Raw genomic sequence first — 16,711 nt, 5'->3', positions numbered from 1 at the left:
CGGGTCGGCCCGGACACCCGCGGCCCCGGCACCGAGCTCCACGCTCGGGGCCGGGGCCGCGGCCGTCCGTGGCCGTGGACAGCCCACTCGCTCCCGTCCGCCGCCGTCCCCCCGATCTCGTACGCTTCGAGGGTGAGCAACGGACACCCCTTCCCCGACCTGGTCGGCGCCGCCACCGGCGTCGGATCGCTGCCCGGCACCGACGCCCGGGAGGCCGCGAAGACGGCCACCGGGGCGCTGGAGCACCTGCCCTTCCTCCCGGAGCTGCCCGCCCGCGGGCCGGGCGCCGACATGATCGGGCGCGGGGCCGGCCTGCTGGTCGAGCTGTTCGCCCAGACCGAGCCGAGCGGCTGGCGCTTCGCCGACCACCCCGGCCGGGACACCCGGCGGGCCCACTCCTGGCTGGGCGAGGACCTGGACGCACTCGAGGAGTTCACCCAGGGCTACCGGGGCGCGCTCAAGGTGCAGGCGGTCGGGCCGTGGACGCTGGCCGCCTCGATCGAGCTGAAGCACGGCGAGAAGGCGCTCGCCGACCCGGGGGCCTGCCGTGACATCGCCGGCTCGCTCGCCGAGGGCCTGCGCCGCCACCTCGACGACGTCCGCAAGCGGATCCCGGGCGCGGAGGTGGTGCTCCAGCTCGACGAGCCGTCGTTGCCCGCGGTGCTGGCCGGCCAGGTCAAGACCGCCAGCGGCTTCCAGCGGCTGCGCTCGGTGGACCGGCAGGTCGCCGAGGAGGCCCTGCGCGAGCTGATCCGTGGTCTGGACGCGCCCGTCGTGGTGCACTCCTGCGCGCCGGACGTTCCGGTTCCCCTGCTGCGGCGGGCCGGGGTGGCCGGGATCTCGCTGGACTTCTCGCTCCTGACGGACCGGATGGACGACGACCTCGGCGAGGCGGTCGAGGCGGGCACGATGATCCTCGCGGGTGTCGTCCCGTCCACTGACCAGGGACTGTCGGACCCGGCCGGTAGTGTCCAGGGTGTCAGGACGTTGTGGCGCAGGCTCGGGTTCGCCCCGGAGCTGCTGGGCCGCCGCGTGCTGGTGACACCCACCTGCGGGCTGGCCGGGGCCTCCCCGGCGTACGCGCGCCAGGCGTTGTCGCTCAGCGCGCGGGCGGCCCAGAGCCTGGTGGACAACCCGGAGTAGGACGTAACGGAGGGCTTGCGGTGGTGGCTGTCGAGGGCTGGGAGGAGATCCCGGCGGAGGTGCGCAGACGGCACGCCGAGCTGGCGGCCGAGATCGAGGACCACCGCGCCCGCTACTACGAGCAGGACGCGCCGGTCGTCAGCGACGCCGAGTTCGACGCGCTGATGCGCGAGCTGGAGGGTCTGGAGGCCGAGCACCCGGCCCTGGTCACGCCGGACTCGCCGTCGCAGAAGGTGGGCGGCGGCGCCGTCGCCGAGCTGTTCGCCGCGGTCGAGCACCGCGAGCGGCTGCTCAGCCTGGACAACGCCATGGACGACGACGAGCTCGCGGCCTGGGCCGAGCGCGTCGCCGGCGAGCTGCACGGCATCGAGTACCACTATCTCTGCGAGCTCAAGGTGGACGGCCTGGCCGTCAACCTGACATACGAGAACGGCCAGTTGGTGCAGGCGGCGACGCGCGGCGACGGCCGCGTCGGCGAGGACATCACCGCCAACGTCCGCACCATCAAGGAGATCCCGCACCGGCTCAAGGGCGACGACATCCCCGAGCTGGTCGAGATCCGCGGTGAGGTCTACTTCCCGACCGACGCCTTCGAGGCGCTCAACGCCTCGTTCGCGGAGGAGAACGAACGCCGCCGGCAGGAGAACGAGGAGCGCGCCAAGGAGGGCAGGCGGCCCCGGGCGATGATCCGGCTGTTCATGAACCCGCGCAACGCCGCCGCCGGTTCGCTGCGCCAGAAGGACGCCCACGTCACCGCCTCCCGCCCGCTGCACATGGTGGTGCACGGCATCGGTGCCCGGGTCGGCTTCGACATCGACTGCCAGTCGCACGCCTACCGGCTGCTGCACGACTGGGGCCTGCCCACCGCCCGGCACAACCGGGTGGTCGCCACCCTCGACGAGGTCCGCGCCTTCATCAAGCAGTACGGCGAGCAGCGGCACTCGGTCGAGCACGAGATCGACGGCGTCGTGGTCAAGGTGGACGAGATCGCGCTCCAGGGCCGGCTCGGCGCCACCTCCAAGTCCCCGCGCTGGGCGATCGCGTGGAAGTACCCGCCGGAGGAGGTCACCGGAAAGCTGGCCGCGATCAAGGTCGGCATCGGCCGCACCGGCCGGGCCACCCCGTACGCGGTGCTGGCGGAGCCGGTCAAGGTGGCCGGCTCGATGGTCCAGTACGCGACGCTGCACAACCAGCAGGTCGTCAAGGCCAAGGACGTCCTGCTCGGCGACACCGTGGTGCTGCGCAAGGCGGGCGACGTCATCCCGGAGATCCTCGGCCCGGTCTACGACCTGCGGGACGGCACCGAGCAGGAGTTCGTGATGCCCTCGCACTGCCACGAGTGCGGCGCCGAGCTGCGCCCGATGGCCGAGGGGGACATCGACCTGCGCTGCCCGAACGCGCAGTTCTGCCCGGCCCAGGTCCGCGAGCGGATCGCCTTCCTCGGCGGCCGTTCGTCCCTGGACATCGAGGGCCTCGGCTATGTCGCGGCCACCGCGCTGACCCAGCCGCTGGAGCCGGCCGAGGCTCCGGTGAAGGACGAGGGCGACATCTTCGGCCTCACCGAGGAGCAGCTGCTGCCGATCAAGGTGCTGGTCCGCGATCCGAAGACGGGCATGCCCAAGCTGGACGACAAGACCGGCAAGGAGAAGGAGGTCTTCTTCTTCGCCACCACGACGGGTGTGCCGAAGAAGTCGCTCCGGACGCTTCTCGACAACCTGGAGAAGGCGAAGGACCGCCCGCTGGCTCGATTCATCAACGGGCTGTCGATCCGTCACGTCGGCCCGGTGGCCGCCCAGGAGCTGGCCCGGGAGTTCCGCGATCTGGACAGGATCTTCGGGGCGAGTGAGGAGGAGCTGGCGGCGGTCGAGGGCGTCGGCCCGATCATCGCCCGCTCGATCAAGGAATGGCACCAGGAGGAGTGGCACCGGGAGATCCTGGAGAAGTGGCGCCGCGCAGGCGTCCGCTTCACCGAGGAGTTCGCCGAGGAGCAGGGCGAGCGTCCGCTGGAGGGCCTGACCGTCGTCGTCACCGGCACGCTGACCGGGCACACCCGGGACGGCGCCAAGGAGGCGCTGACCTCGCGCGGAGCCAAGGTGACCGGCTCGGTGTCGAAGAAGACGCACTTCGTGGTGGCCGGCGAGAACCCCGGTTCCAAGTACGACAAGGCCGTTCAGCTCGGCCTGCCGGTGCTGGACGACGCGGGCTTCGCCGTCCTGCTGGAGCAGGGGCCGGACGCCGCCCGCCGCCACCTCGGCCTGCCCGAACCGGAGACCGCCGAGGGGTCCGCCGCGGGTTCCGAGGAGGAGGCGGCCCCGGCCGGGGAGTGACCCGCGCGCGGAAGCGCCGAGTCCGTCTTGTTATCGTCCTGATGCAACGTCACCGGGTGCTCCACAGTGAAAGCGGGCATTGTGTCACTGTGCGACACCCGAACGCGGTGGCGCGTTCCCGGTTGTCCGAAAGTCTGCCCGCGCGGTGGACCCCGGAATACCCTGGAGCGCAACAGAGTGTCAGCAGGGGTGGGGGCACCGGCTGAGCCGGTCTCCGCGGGGTCGCTCCATGCCCGGCAGCTGCCGGCACCAGCACGGTGCCTCACCGTAAGGCGGCCTGACGGGGCGGGCCCGACGGAGGACAGGGCTTATGGATCGTACGACCGGCGGTGCGCCCACACGCCCGCCGCAGGGGGTGGCAGGTGCGGTCCTGCTGCTCGGCGTGCTGCTGGCCGGCGCCGCGCCGCTCATTCCGCTGGCCGTTCTGGTCTACCGGTACGAGCCCGAGCTGCTGCCGTTGTTCGCCGTGCCGCTGGCCGTGCTGGTCGCGGCCTGGCGGATCGCCCGCGACCGTGCCCGGGACCAGCTCACCGACCCGCTGACGGACCTGCCCAACCGCCAGGCGTTACTGCTGGCCGCCCAGGAGGCGATCGCCGAACACGACCAGGGGTACAGCGTCGGGCTGATACTGCTCGACCTCGACCGGTTCCGGTCGCTCAACGACACGCTCGGGCACACCGCCGGTGACCGGCTGCTGGTGCACATCGCCCGCAGGCTGCACCGGGCGCTGCGCTCCGGCGGCCCGGCCGGCAGCGCCACCAGGGAGTCCATCGACGACGTGTTCGCCGGGCTGCCCCGGCACTACCGGGGCGGGCGCCCGATGGTGGCCCGGATGGGCGGCGACGAGTTCGCCGTCCTGCTGCCCGGCATCGGCTGCCCGGACACCCTGGAGCGGGTCGCCAAGGCGCTGATCACGGAGCTGGCCGCGCCGATCCGCCTCGACGGGCTGCTGCTCGTCCTGGAGGCCAGCGCCGGCGTCTGCGTCTATCCGCAGCACGCCCAGGACGCCGAGTCGCTGCTGCGCCGCGCCGACGTCGCGATGGGCCACGCCCAGCGCGGCCACACCTCGGTCGAGCAGTACGACGAGACCCAGGACGCCGACACGCCGTACCGGATCGGGCTACTGGGGGATCTCCGGCGGGCGCTGGAGACCGGCGAGGTGCAGCTGCACTACCAGCCGAAGGTGGCCTTCGACGGCCGGGTGGTCGGGCTGGAGGCGCTGCTGCGCTGGGAGCGGCCCGGCCAGGGCAAGGTCTCGCCGGACGAGTTCGTCGGCCTCGCCGAGTCCAGCGGCCTGATGCCACGGCTGACCGACTACGTGCTGGAGGCGGCCGTCGGCCAGCTCGCCTACTGGCGCGACCAGGGGCTCCAGGTGCAGGTCGCGGTGAACGTCTCGCCGCGCGACGTGCTCAACCCGGGCTTCGCCCAGCGGGTCGCCGGCCACCTCGTCCGCCACCAGGTGCCGGCCCACGCGCTCCAGCTGGAGATCACCGAGCGGCTGCTGCTGGACGACTCCCGACGCGCCGCCGACACCCTGGCCGAGCTGCGCGGCTACGGCGTCGGGATGTCCCTGGACGACTTCGGTACCGGCCACTCCTCGCTGGTGCGGCTGCGCAGCCTGCCGGTCGGCGAGTTGAAGATCGACCGCTCGTTCGTCTCCCGGATGGTCGCCGACGACCACGACGCGGCGGTGGTCCGCTGCTCGGTGGAGCTGGCGCACTCGCTCGGCCTGACCGTGGTCGCCGAGGGCGTCGAGGACGACGAGACCTGGGAGCGGCTGCACTGCATGGGCGTGGACGCCGTCCAGGGCTGGCTGGTCTCCGCGGCGCTGCCGGCGGAGCAGGCCACCGCCTGGCTGCGGGTGCACCGCACCGGCGCCCCGCCGGTGGAGCGGCTCACCACGGCCGCGCAGCTGCCGCCGGTGCTCCAGCCCGGCATCCAGCCGGTGATGCCACCCGCGATCCAGCCGGTGCTCAAGCCCGGGATCCAGCCCGTGATCAACCCGGTGATCAACCCGGTCGTCCCGCCCGTCCTACCGCCCGTGGTCCAGGCCGCGCAGGCCGCGCAGATGGAGATCCGGGCCCCGGGGAGCCCGAACTAGCCTCCGGGCGGCCCGCAGTGGCGCTCCCCGACGCCGCGGGGAGCCGTCGCGCCGCGCCGCGGTGACCGGGCCCCGGCGTTACTCGTTGGCCGGTGGCCGGGCCGGGCCCCATAGGATGGGGCCACAGACCAAGAGGACGGGAGCGCCGAGCCGGCTGCTCCTGCCCGGGCCCGGCACGCTTCACCGCACCGCCGGGCCTCACCAGAACTCACCCTGAGGATCGCTGCATGCCTGGCATCACGCGCGAGGAGGTCGCCCACCTCGCTCGGCTGTCGCGTCTGGAGTTGCAGGCCGAAGAGCTGGACCACTTCGCCGAGCAGCTCGACGTGATCATCGGCGCGGTCGCCCGCGTTTCCGAGGTCGCCGGACAGGACGTCCCGCCGACCTCCCACCCGCTCCCGCTGACCAACGTCATGCGCGCGGACGAGGTGCGGCCGTCGCTCACTCCGGAGCAGGCGCTGGCCGGCGCCCCCGCCGCCGAGGAGCAGCGTTTCCGTGTGCCGCAGATCCTCGGGGAGGACTGACCGAGATGACCGAGCTGATCCGCTACACCGCCGCTCAGACCGCGAGCGCCATCGCCAACGGCGAGGTTTCCGCCGTCGAGGTCGCCCAGGCGCACCTCGACCGCATCGAGGCCGTCGACAAGAAGGTCAACGCCTTCCTGCACGTCGACACGGAGGGCGCGCTGAGCGCCGCCAAGGCCGTGGACGAGAAGCGCGCCAAGGGCGAGGAGCTGGGCCCGCTGGCCGGCGTCCCGCTCGCGCTGAAGGACGTCTTCACCACCAAGGGTGTGCCGACCACCTGCGGCTCCAAGATCCTCGAAGGCTGGATCCCGCCGTACGACGCCACCCTGACCACCCGTCTCAAGGACGCCGGCGTGGTCATCCTCGGCAAGACCAACATGGACGAGTTCGCGATGGGCTCCTCCACCGAGAACTCCGCCTACGGCGCCACCGGCAACCCGTGGGACCTCAGCCGCATCCCCGGCGGCTCCGGCGGCGGTTCGGCCGCCGCGCTGGCCGCCTACGAGGCCCCGCTGGCGATCGGCACCGACACCGGCGGCTCGATCCGCCAGCCCGGCGCCGTGACCGGCACCGTCGGCGTGAAGCCGACCTACGGTTCGGTCTCCCGCTACGGCCTGGTCGCGTTCTCCAGCAGCCTGGACCAGGGCGGCCCGTGCGCCCGCTCCGTGCTGGACGCGGCACTGCTGCACGAGGCCATCGCCGGCTACGACCCGCTGGACTCCACCTCGATCAACGCGCCGGTCCCGGCCGTGGTCGAGGCGGCGAAGCGGCGCGACATCCGCGGCATGCGGATCGGCGTCGTCAAGGAGTTCGCCGGCGAGGGCTACCAGGCCGGCGTGATGCAGCGGTTCAACGAGTCCGTGGAGCTGCTGCGCGAGCTGGGCGCCGAGGTCGTCGAGGTCTCCTGCCCGTCGTTCACCCTGGCGCTGCCCGCGTACTACCTGATCGCGCCCAGCGAGGCCTCGTCCAACCTGGCCCGCTTCGACGCGATGCGCTACGGCCTGCGGGTCGGCGACGACGGCACCCGCTCCGCCGAGGACGTCACCGCCCTGACCCGCGAGGCCGGCTTCGGCCCCGAGGTGAAGCGCCGCATCATCCTCGGCACCTACGCCCTCTCCTCGGGCTACTACGACGCCTACTACGGCTCGGCCCAGAAGGTGCGCACGCTCATCTCGCGCGACTTCGACGCCGCGTTCGCCGGCGTGGACGTCCTGGTCTCCCCGACCACGCCGACCACCGCCTTCCCGATCGGCGAGCGCGCCGACGACCCGATGGCGATGTACCTGGCCGACCTGTGCACGATTCCGTCGAACCTCGCGGGCAACGCGGCCATGTCGCTGCCCTGCGGACTGGCCCCGGAGGACAATCTCCCGGTCGGCCTGCAGATCATCGCACCCGCGATGGCGGACGACCGCCTGTACCGCGTGGGCGGCGCCGTCGAGGCCGCACTCAACGACAAGTGGGGGCACCCCCTGCTGGAGGAGGCACCGGCACTGTGAGCAAGATCGAGAAGGCCAAGGGCTTCAAGCACAGCAAGCCCGGCCTGTGGCTTTCCATCGGTACCAGCGCCTTCGGCGCGGTCTCGATCGTCAAGGACGTGAAGAAGGCCCGCGGCGAGAACGACACGCTCAAGCTGATCAACGCCCTGGTCGGCGCCGCGGCCCTGGTCACCGGCACCGCCCTGCTCGTGCGCGAACTGCGCCGCCTCGGCGACGACGACGTGCTGCTGGGCTGAGAAGCCCCCGGCCCGGCCCGCACCCCGGTGCGCGGCCGGGCCCGTACCTCCACAGACTTTTAGCGAAGGGGACGCTGTGAGCGTCATGAACCTGGTCTCCTACGAGGACGCTCTCGCGTCGTACGACCCGGTGATGGGCCTTGAGGTCCACGTCGAGCTGGGCACCAAGACCAAGATGTTCTGCGGTTGCTCGACCGAGCTGGGTGCCGAGCCGAACAGCCAGGTCTGCCCGACCTGCCTGGGCCTGCCGGGCTCGCTTCCGGTGGTCAACGCGATCGGCGTGGAGTCGGCCGTCAAGATCGGCCTGGCCCTGAACTGCGAGATCGCCGAGTGGTGCCGGTTCGCCCGGAAGAACTACTTCTATCCGGACATGCCGAAGAACTTCCAGACCTCGCAGTACGACGAGCCGATCGCCTTCAACGGCTACCTCGACGTGCAGCTGGAGGACGGCTCGACCTTCCGTGTGGAGATCGAGCGCGCCCACATGGAGGAGGACACCGGCAAGTCCAGCCACGTCGGCGGCGCGACCGGCCGGATCCACGGCGCCACCCACTCGCTGCTCGACTACAACCGGGCCGGCATCCCGCTGATCGAGATCGTCACCAAGCCGATCGAGGGCGCCGGCGAGCGCGCCCCCGAGGTCGCCAAGGCGTACGTCGCCGAGCTGCGCGAGCTGATCAAGGCGCTGGGCGTGTCCGAGGCCCGGATGGACAAGGGCCAGATGCGCTGCGACGTCAACCTGTCGCTGCGCCCCAACGGCACCCAGACCTTCGGCACCCGCTCGGAGACCAAGAACGTCAACTCCCTGCGCAGCGTGGAGCGGGCCGCCCGGTTCGAGATCCAGCGGCACGCCACCGTCCTGACCGACGGCGGCACGATCGTCCAGGAGACCCGGCACTTCCACGAGGAGGACGGCAGCACCACCTCGGGCCGGATCAAGGACAACGCCGAGGACTACCGCTACTTCCCCGAGCCGGACCTCGTCCCGATCGCGCCCTCGCGCGAGTGGGTCGAGGAGCTGCGGGCCGGCCTGCCCGAGCTGCCGCGCGTGCGCCGGGCCCGGCTGCAGGGCGAGTGGGGCCTGTCCGACAAGGACATGCAGTCGGTGCTGAACGCCGGTGCGGTCGAGCCGATCCTGGAGACCATCGCCGCCGGCGCCCCGGCCGACCAGGCCCGCAAGTGGTGGATGGGCGAGCTGGCCCGCCGGGCCAACGAGACCGGCACCGAGCTGAGCGAGCAGCCGATCACCCCGGCGCAGGTCGCCCGGGTCACCGCGCTGGTCGCCGAGGGCAAGCTGAACGACAAGCTGGCCCGTCAGGTCATCGAGGCCGTGCTGGCCGGCGAGGGCGAGCCGGACGAGGTCGTCGAGAAGCGCGGCCTGGCCGTCGTCTCGGACGACTCCGCGCTCGGTGCCGCCGTCGACCAGGCCATCGCCGGCAACGAGGCGATCGCCGCCAAGATCCGCGACGGCAAGGTCGCCGCGGTGGGCGCGCTGGTCGGCGCGGTCATGAAGGCCACCCGCGGCCAGGCCGACGCGGCCCGCGTGAAGGACCTCATCCTGGAGCGGCTCGGCGTGGAAGGGCAGTAGGAACGGTCCGGAGCGGCCCGGCGTGGAAGGGCAGCGGGCAGAGCCCGAAAGCCCGGAGCGGTTCGGCTACTCGGCCTGAGTTTCTAAGGCGACTAAGGCCTTCTAAGGTGCCTTAGTGCGGTCTAAGGCCCGGTTTCACCCCTATAAGAGGGGTAGAACCGGGCCTTCGCCGTTTCCGGGGCTCCCCCTAAGGCGATCGGCGCCCGGAAGATGCGGCAGGCTGCCGATGTGGTGCACCCCCCTGGGAGAGGAGTCTTTACCTCAGAACGAGAGACCACCACGAGGGGAAACACCGTGATCGAGTACGAGCTCATCCAGCAGCACCAGAGCGAACTCCGCCACCGCGCCGAGCACGAGCGGATGGTCCGCGAGGCCGTCGTCCCGAAGGCCGGCCGCGGGATCCGCCGCCTGGTCGCCACCCGTGCCGACCGGCGCACCGCGCGCCTGCGCGAGTGCTGACGGGCCGCCACCCGGCCGAGGCCGGGGCGGAGACGGAAGGGGAGGCGCGGTCCAGCGCCTCCCCTTCCGGGCGTCCGGGAGGTGGGATATCCCCTCGGCCGGGCGGATCGGCTTATGGCATGCTCAGCTCCATGCAGCAGATATCGGTGAGTCCCGTCTTCGTCGGCCGTGGCACGGAGATCACCGATCTGACAGACGCGCTGCGGCGGGCCGGCTCCGGGAACCCGCAGACCGTGCTGATCGGCGGCGAGGCCGGCGTCGGCAAGACCCGGTTGCTGGAGGAGTTCCTCTCCCGCGCCTGTACCGGCGACGGGAGAGTGGTCACCACCGTCGGCGGCTGTCTGGAGGTCGGTGCCGAGGGGCTGCCCTACGCACCGCTGGCCACCGCGCTGCGCCGGCTCCACCGCGGTCTGGGCACCGAGCTGGAGGTGGCCGCCGCCGGTATGGAGGGTCATCTCGCCCGGCTGCTGCCCGACTTCGGCGAGGCCGACGGCGAACCCAACGACGAGTACGGCCGGGCCCGGCTGTTCGAGCACACCGCGAGGTTGTTCGAACGGCTCGGCACGGACCGTACCCTCGTGCTCGCCGTCGAGGACCTGCACTGGTCGGACCGCTCCACCCGGGAGTTGTTCGCCTACCTGGTGCGCACCCTGCACCGCGCCCGCGTCCTGCTGGTCGCCACCTACCGCACCGACGACCTGCACCGGCGGCACCCGCTGCGGCCGTTCCTGGCCGAGCTGGAGCGGCTGCGCACCGTGCAGCGGATGGAGCTGGAGCGGTTCGGCCCGGGCGAGGTCGCCGCGCAGCTGGCCGGCATCCTCGGCACCACCGATCCGGACCGGCAGCTGGTCGACCGGATCCACCGCCGCTCCGAGGGCAACCCGTTCTTCGTCGAGGAGCTCGCGACCGCCTTCCAGGACGGCTGTTCGACCGGGCTCACCGACTCGTTGCGGGACATCCTGCTGGTCCGGGTCGAGGCGCTGGACGAGGAGACCCAGCGGGTGCTGCGGATCGCCGCCGAGGGCGGCTCCTACGTCGAACACGCGCTGCTGGCCGCCGTGCTGGACGACGAGGAGGGGCTGATCGAGTCGCTGCGCGCCGCGGTCGGCGCCAACATCCTGCGCCCGGACACCGACGGCGACGGCTACCGGTTCCGGCACGCCCTGGTCCGCGAGGCGGTCTCGGACGACCTGCTGCCCGGCGAGCGGCACCGGATCAACCGCCGCTTCGCCACCGCGCTGGAGGAGCAGCCGCACCTGGTCGGCAGCGACGTCCGCCCGGCCCGGCTGGCCAACTACTGGTACCACGCGCACGATCCCGCGCGTGCCCTGCCGAGCGCGCTGGACGCCGCCCGGGCCGCCCGCCGGCGCAACGCCTTCGCCGAGCAGCTGCGGATGCTGGAGCGCGCCCTGGAGCTGTGGGACGAGGTCTCCGAGGAGGTGCTGGAGCACACCCTGCGCCCGTACGACTGGGCCGAGACCTACCCGCCGTGCTCCTGCGACGTGGAGACGCACGACCAGGACTGCGAGCGGCTGCAGCTGGTCGACGTGCTCGCCGAGGCGGTGGTCGCGGCTCGCCGCAGCGGGGACCGCGAGCGCGGGCTGAGCCTCTCCCGGCGGGCGCTGAAGCTGGTCGACGAGACCAGGGACCCGGCCCGCGCCGCCTGGTTCCGGATGAACCGAGCCCGGATGTTCGGCCACCTGAACCGCTCCAAGGACCAGGACGAGGCGGCCTACGCCCGGCGCCTGGTCGAGCACCTGCCGCCGTCCGCCGTCCAGGCCGAGGTGTTCGCGCTGAGCGCCGGCATCGCCATGCTCAACAGCCCCACCGGCGAGAGCATCGAACTCGCCGAGCGGGCCGCGGCGATCGCCCGCCAGGTCGGGGCGCACGCCGTCGAGCAGCACGCCCGGATGACCCTCGGCACCCTGCGCAACGACCTGGGCAACGACCCCGACGCCGCCATCGCCGAGCTGACCGAGGCGGTCGCCGCCACCCGCGAGCTCGGCGTCCCGGACCTCATGCTCCGCGGGCTCAACAACCTGGCCAGCCTGTTGCAGTCGCTCGGCCGCGCGGAGGAGGCCGTGGCGCTCGCCCGGGAGGGGCTGGAGACGGCCGACGGCACCGGCCTGCTGCGCAACATCGGCACCCTGCTGGTCGGCAACCTCGCCGAGGCGCTGATCGACGTCGGCCGTACCGAGGAGGCGGCCGAGCTGCTGGCCGGCGCCGAGCGGACCCAGCACCCGGGCAGCCACGCCGAGTTCCTCGACCGGCTGCGGGGCGAGCTGGCCCTGATGCGCGGGGACCTCCCCTCGGCGGCCGGCATGCTGGCCCAGGCCCGGGCCTCGGACCGGGTCTGCCAGTTCCAGCACTCCGTGCCGATCTCCCGGCTCGCGGTGATGATCGCCTCCCGCGGCGGGCGACCGCTGGAGGCCCGGGCCGAGCTGCTCGCCGTGATCGACGGTCCAGTCCCCGCGGGGAACGAGGCCGCGCTCTACCCCCTGCTGGTGGACGGCGCCGCGGCCGAGGCCGACAGCAGGGGCCTGCCGGAGGCCGCCGAGGGCCGGGCCGAGGTACTGGCGAAGATCGCCGAGCTGGCCGCCCGGCTGACCCCGAAGGCGCCGTTGCACCACGGCTGGGCCCGGTTGCTGGAGGCCGAACTGGCCCGCGCCGAGGGCACCGACACCCCGGCGCACTGGGCGGCCGCCGTCGAGGCGCTGCGGCCGACCGGGCTGCCGGGCCCGCTGGCGGTGGCGCTGATGCGCGCCGCGGAGGCCGATGTGCTGGTCGGCTGCCGGGAGTCGGGCACCGAACTGCTGCGCGAGGCAAGGACGTTGGCCGGGGTGCGGTCCGACAGCGCGCTGCTGGCCGAGATCACCGGCCTGGCCGAGCGAGCCGGCCTGGCCCTCACCGCCCGGGCGGCCACGCCTGCCAAGCCGGCGCCGGCCGGCGACTCCCTCGGTCTCACCCCCCGTGAGCGGGACGTGCTCCGGTTGCTCACCCGGGGCCGCACCAACCGGCAGATCGCGGAGGAGCTGTACATCTCCCCGAAGACCGCGAGCGTGCACGTCTCCAACATCCTCGGCAAGCTCGCGGTGGCCGGCCGGGGCGAGGCCGCCGCGCTGGCCCACCGGTTGCGGCTCTTCCCGGAGGACCTGGCGCCCGCCGGCCGCTGAGCCGGGCCGCCGTCGGCGCCCGCCGGCCGCACCGCCCGAACCGGGCGGTGATCGGCGGGCGCCTCCATGTGCTCCTGTGCGCGCCGCGTGAGCCCCTTCCCGTGCGCCCCCGCCAACCGGCCCGTTCCGGTCGATTCGGGTGCAATTCCCCACGCACGCACCATTACTCTAAGTGGAGTGTGCGTGTCATTGAGTGACCGAAGTGGTGTAGGGTCCCGAGTGGGAACATCGGTGCGGTGCGTCGGCTGGCAGGCCGTCCACCCCCTGGGCCACCGCCCTGACGGGGCGCCAGGCCACCGCGTACGGCCACCAGGTGCGCGGCCGGTGGCCCGTGGCCGGGGCGCCAGGCCCCGGGCCGGAGGGGGAGAGGCCGAGTGAGCTCCACCGATGCGGTGCTGCCCGGGGCCGGACGGCCGGGTGTACCGGACACCGACATGTCCGCAACCGCGCGGCCAAGCCCGGTCCGCCGGCTGCTCGACAGCCGCAGCCTGCCCGGCGCCGTCCTCGGCGCCCTCTGCCTGGCCTACGCGACGGGCGCGGCCCTGGGCTGGGGGTCCCGCCAACTCGCCATCTTCATGGGTGATTTCGGCCTGGCCGCGGCCGCCCTCGCGGCCGCGGTGTCCTGCCTCGCGTACGGCTGCACGATCGGCGGCCACGCCCGGCCGGCCTGGCTGCTGTTCGGCCTCTCCTCGCTCATGGTCGCCTTCGGCAACGGCACCTGGGGCTGGTACGAGCTGGTCGAGCGCACCCAGCTGCCGCAGGACTCGCTCGCCGAGTACGCCTTCCTGCTGTTCGCCCCGCTCGCCATCACCGGCGTGCTGGTCCTCGCCCAGCGCCCGCGCAGCGCCGCCGGCTGGCTCTGCCTGATGCTGGACGGCTGGCTGGTGGCCGGCTCGCTGTTCACCCTCAGCTGGAGTCTGGCGCTCGGCCGGATCGCCGCCGGCGAGGTCGGCTCCCCGCTGCGCCTCGCCCTCAACCTGGCCTACCCGGTGCTGGACATCCTGCTGGTCAGCCTGGTGGTCGGGCTGCGCTTCGGCAGCCGCGACGGCAACCGGGCGGCGGTCCACACCGCGATGATCGGCCTGGCCCTCACCGTGCTCTGCGACGCCCTCTTCACCTCCCCCGAGCTGCGCAACAGCTACCACTCGGGAGAGCTCCTGGACGCGGGCTGGTTCGCCGGAAGCCTGCTGCTCGCCTGGGCGCCGTGGTGCTCGCGCTGGCGCCGCCCGCTGCGCGAGCACCCCTCGGCCGGGGGCCTGCCGCGCCGCCGGGTGGCCACCACCTTCAGTGCCCTCACCCCGTACGCGGCGGCCGCGGTCTGCACCGCCGGCATCCTCTACAACGCCCTCGGCGGCCGGCCGCTGGACCGGGTGGTGGCCGCCGCCGCCTGCACCGTCGGCCTGGCGCTGATCCTGCGGCAGGGCGTGATGCTGCTGGACAACCTCTCGCTGGCGCAGGAGCTCGCGCACAAGGAGGCGCACTTCCGCTCCCTGGTGCAGGGCTCCAGCGACGTCATCATGATCGCCGGCGCCAGCGGCGTGCTCTCCTACGTCTCCCCGGCCGCGCTCGGCGTCTACGGGCGGGACCCGGAGGAGCTGGTCGGCGGGAACCTGCTGGACCTCGTCCACCCCGAGGACGTCGACCGGGTGCTGCTGGAGGTCCGCCGTTTCCTGGCCCGCGGCCGGTTGCTGGCGCACCGCTCGCCGGGCGCCGCCGCCGAGGTGTCCGCGGCCCGGGTGGAGTGCCGGATCAGCTCCGGCACCGGCGAGTGGCTGCACGTCGAGTCGACCGTCAACCGGTACCGCGACGGCCTGATCCTGAACAGCCGGGACGTCACCGAACGCGTGATACTCCAGGCCCAGTTGCAGCACAACGCCTTCCACGACCCGCTCACCGACCTGCCCAACCGGGCGCTCTTCGCCCAGCGCCTGCGGGGCGCTCTCGCCGCGCGCGGACAGCAGGGCGAGGCCGGCACCGGGGTCGCCGTGCTCTTCCTCGACCTGGACGGCTTCAAGGCGGTCAACGACAGCGCCGGCCACCAGGTCGGTGACGAGCTGCTGGTGCAGGCCGCGCGCCGGCTGCAGGGCGCCGTCCGGTGCGGGGACACCGTCGCCCGCTTCGGCGGGGACGAGTTCGCCGCCCTGGTCTGCGGCCCGCTCGGCCGCCTCCAGGTCCAGGAGCTCGCCGAGCGGCTGAGGGTCGCGCTCTCCGAGCCGTACTGGATCGGCGGCGCCGAACTCGCCGTCGCGGCCAGCATCGGCATCGCCTTCGGCACCCCCGAGCGCGGCCCGGCCGCCGACCCCAGGGCCGCCGCCGACGAGCTGATGCGCAACGCCGACCTCGCGATGTACCGGGCCAAGTCCGAGGGCAAGGGCCGGGTGGTGCTCTACACCCCGGCCATGCGGGCCGACCTGGAACGCCGCACCGAACTGGAGGAGCGGCTGCGGGTCGCCGTCCGCGAGGGCGGCTTCACGCTGCTGCACCAGCCCGTGGTGGACCTCTCCTCCGGCGCCGTCGCCAGTGTCGAGGCACAAGCCCGGTGGCGCTCGGCCCAGGGCCTGCTGCTGACCCCCGCCGAGTTCCTGCGCTCCGCCGAGCACGGCGACGCGGCCACCCGGTTCTCCCGCTGGCTGATCCACGAGGCGGTGACCGCCGCGGCGCTGCGGCGCGGGCTGCCGGTCAGAACCCGCTCGGCGCCGACCCCCGTCCCGGTCTCGGTCCGGCTCTCGGCCGAGCGGCTCTGCTCACCCGGCATGTACGAGGCCGTGGTGGCCGCGCTGCGGGACAGCGGGCTGCCGGCCGGCCAACTGATCGTCGAGGTGGCCCGGATGGGCCCGGACGGGCTGGCCGACGAACTCGGCCGCCGGCTGGCCGCGCTGCGCCGGCTCGGCGTCTCCACCGCCCTGGCCGGCTTCGGGGCCGGCCACGGCTCGCTCGGCGCGCTGGCCCGGCTGCCCTTCGACGGGCTCAAGCTGGACCGTACGCTCGTCCAGGGCCTCGGCGAGTCGGGGCTCAGCCGGACGCTGGCCGGGCACGCCCTGCGGCTCGGCCGCGACCTCGGCCTGGTCACCGCCGCCGAGGGGGTGGACCTGCCGCGCCAGGTCTCCCTGCTCCAGGAGTTGGGCTGCCGGCAGGGCCAGGGTTCGGCCTTCGCCCCGCCGCTGGACGAGACCAGGCTGCGGCGCGCGCTGGTCCGCCGGGTGTACCCGCTGCCGCGGCCGTTCGGCTCGCTCTCGGCCCGCCGCGCGTACCTCGCCGCGGACACCCGGACGGGTGGCCGCGGGGAGTCCGCCGGAGGGCGTGTCGTACATCACCACAGTGGCTCCGACCTGCCCGAACACCGCGCCGTGAGGGGGCCGGGGCATGGTCCGCATGGCGAGACTGTCGTCCCACCTGCTTGACAGTCGGCCCCGCACGGGAGGAAGGTCGTTGCCATGCGCACCCGAATTCTCGTACTTGGCGGGCGCGTCGGCTGAGCGGGCCATGCCCGACTCGTGAGAGACCGACGCGCCACCCCTCGCATGCCCTTGGCACGAGGGGTTTTTTGTTGCACTGACACTGTTCCACTCCGCAAGACCACTGGCCCCGGCCGCCCCCGACCGCCCCGAATCAGCGGGAAAAGGGGGACGATTGGGGCAGAGCCGGCGATCGGCCCGACCAC

9 protein-coding genes and 1 pseudogene are annotated in these 16,711 nt (G+C 73.2%); all 10 read left to right on the top strand.

Annotated features, from left to right (window positions below):
• The first annotated feature begins 132 nt into the window (after positions 1–132).
• The 10 genes and pseudogenes from ACZ3YO_RS08025 to ACZ3YO_RS07980 all read left to right on the top strand — a co-directional run bounded on the left by ACZ3YO_RS08025 (position 133) and on the right by ACZ3YO_RS07980 (position 16,451).
• Positions 133–1,143, top strand: a complete 1,011-nt coding sequence (locus tag ACZ3YO_RS08025; protein ID WP_465566360.1) for a methionine synthase — start codon at positions 133–135, stop codon at positions 1,141–1,143.
• A 23-nt stretch (positions 1,144–1,166) separates the two neighbouring features.
• Positions 1,167–3,470: an NAD-dependent DNA ligase LigA gene (ligA, locus tag ACZ3YO_RS08020; RefSeq protein ID WP_465567176.1), complete on the top strand. Its 2,304-nt coding sequence runs from the start codon at positions 1,167–1,169 to the stop codon at positions 3,468–3,470.
• A gap of 373 nt (positions 3,471–3,843) precedes the next feature.
• Positions 3,844–5,406: pseudogene (locus ACZ3YO_RS08015) on the top strand (putative bifunctional diguanylate cyclase/phosphodiesterase); the annotation flags it as partial.
• Between the two features lie 392 nt (positions 5,407–5,798).
• Positions 5,799–6,095 (top strand): Asp-tRNA(Asn)/Glu-tRNA(Gln) amidotransferase subunit GatC, encoded by a 297-nt coding sequence (gene gatC / locus ACZ3YO_RS08010; protein ID WP_035845952.1) that lies wholly within the window; start codon positions 5,799–5,801, stop codon positions 6,093–6,095.
• A 5-nt stretch (positions 6,096–6,100) separates the two neighbouring features.
• Positions 6,101–7,594: an Asp-tRNA(Asn)/Glu-tRNA(Gln) amidotransferase subunit GatA gene (gatA, locus tag ACZ3YO_RS08005; RefSeq protein WP_465554360.1), complete on the top strand. Its 1,494-nt coding sequence runs from the start codon at positions 6,101–6,103 to the stop codon at positions 7,592–7,594.
• Positions 7,591–7,830: a hypothetical protein gene (locus ACZ3YO_RS08000; RefSeq protein ID WP_396320942.1), complete on the top strand. Its 240-nt coding sequence runs from the start codon at positions 7,591–7,593 to the stop codon at positions 7,828–7,830. The genes gatA and ACZ3YO_RS08000 overlap by 4 nt, the downstream gene beginning before the upstream one ends.
• Positions 7,831–7,906: 76 nt before the next feature.
• Complete coding sequence (gene gatB, locus ACZ3YO_RS07995) at positions 7,907–9,418, top strand: Asp-tRNA(Asn)/Glu-tRNA(Gln) amidotransferase subunit GatB (RefSeq protein ID WP_465566355.1); 1,512 nt, start codon at positions 7,907–7,909, stop codon at positions 9,416–9,418.
• A gap of 294 nt (positions 9,419–9,712) precedes the next feature.
• The gene (locus tag ACZ3YO_RS07990) at positions 9,713–9,877 is read left to right on the top strand and encodes a hypothetical protein (protein WP_465554365.1); all 165 of its coding nucleotides are present in this window, start codon (positions 9,713–9,715) and stop codon (positions 9,875–9,877) included.
• Between the two features lie 131 nt (positions 9,878–10,008).
• The gene (locus tag ACZ3YO_RS07985) at positions 10,009–13,050 is read left to right on the top strand and encodes a helix-turn-helix transcriptional regulator (RefSeq protein ID WP_465566352.1); all 3,042 of its coding nucleotides are present in this window, start codon (positions 10,009–10,011) and stop codon (positions 13,048–13,050) included.
• A 434-nt stretch (positions 13,051–13,484) separates the two neighbouring features.
• A complete protein-coding gene (locus ACZ3YO_RS07980) occupies positions 13,485–16,451 on the top strand; it encodes a putative bifunctional diguanylate cyclase/phosphodiesterase (protein ID WP_465567173.1) in 2,967 nt (988 codons plus the stop codon).
• The last annotated feature ends 260 nt before the right edge of the window (positions 16,452–16,711 follow it).

The sequence above is a fragment of the Kitasatospora sp. NPDC022785 genome (genome assembly GCF_055561295.1).
Note: the sequence above shows the minus strand (reverse complement) of the source record. Positions and strands in the feature narration are given on the sequence as shown.

Bases quoted from the DNA above. Each gene is read 5' to 3' on its own strand.
- gatC (WP_035845952.1), top strand. From the start codon at position 5,799: ATGCCTGGCATCACGCGCGAGGAGGTCGCCCACCTCGCTCGGCTGTCG.
- gatA (WP_465554360.1), top strand. From the start codon at position 6,101: ATGACCGAGCTGATCCGCTACACCGCCGCTCAGACCGCGAGCGCCATC.
- ACZ3YO_RS07980 (WP_465567173.1), top strand. From the start codon at position 13,485: ATGTCCGCAACCGCGCGGCCAAGCCCGGTCCGCCGGCTGCTCGACAGC.
- ACZ3YO_RS07985 (WP_465566352.1), top strand. From the start codon at position 10,009: ATGCAGCAGATATCGGTGAGTCCCGTCTTCGTCGGCCGTGGCACGGAG.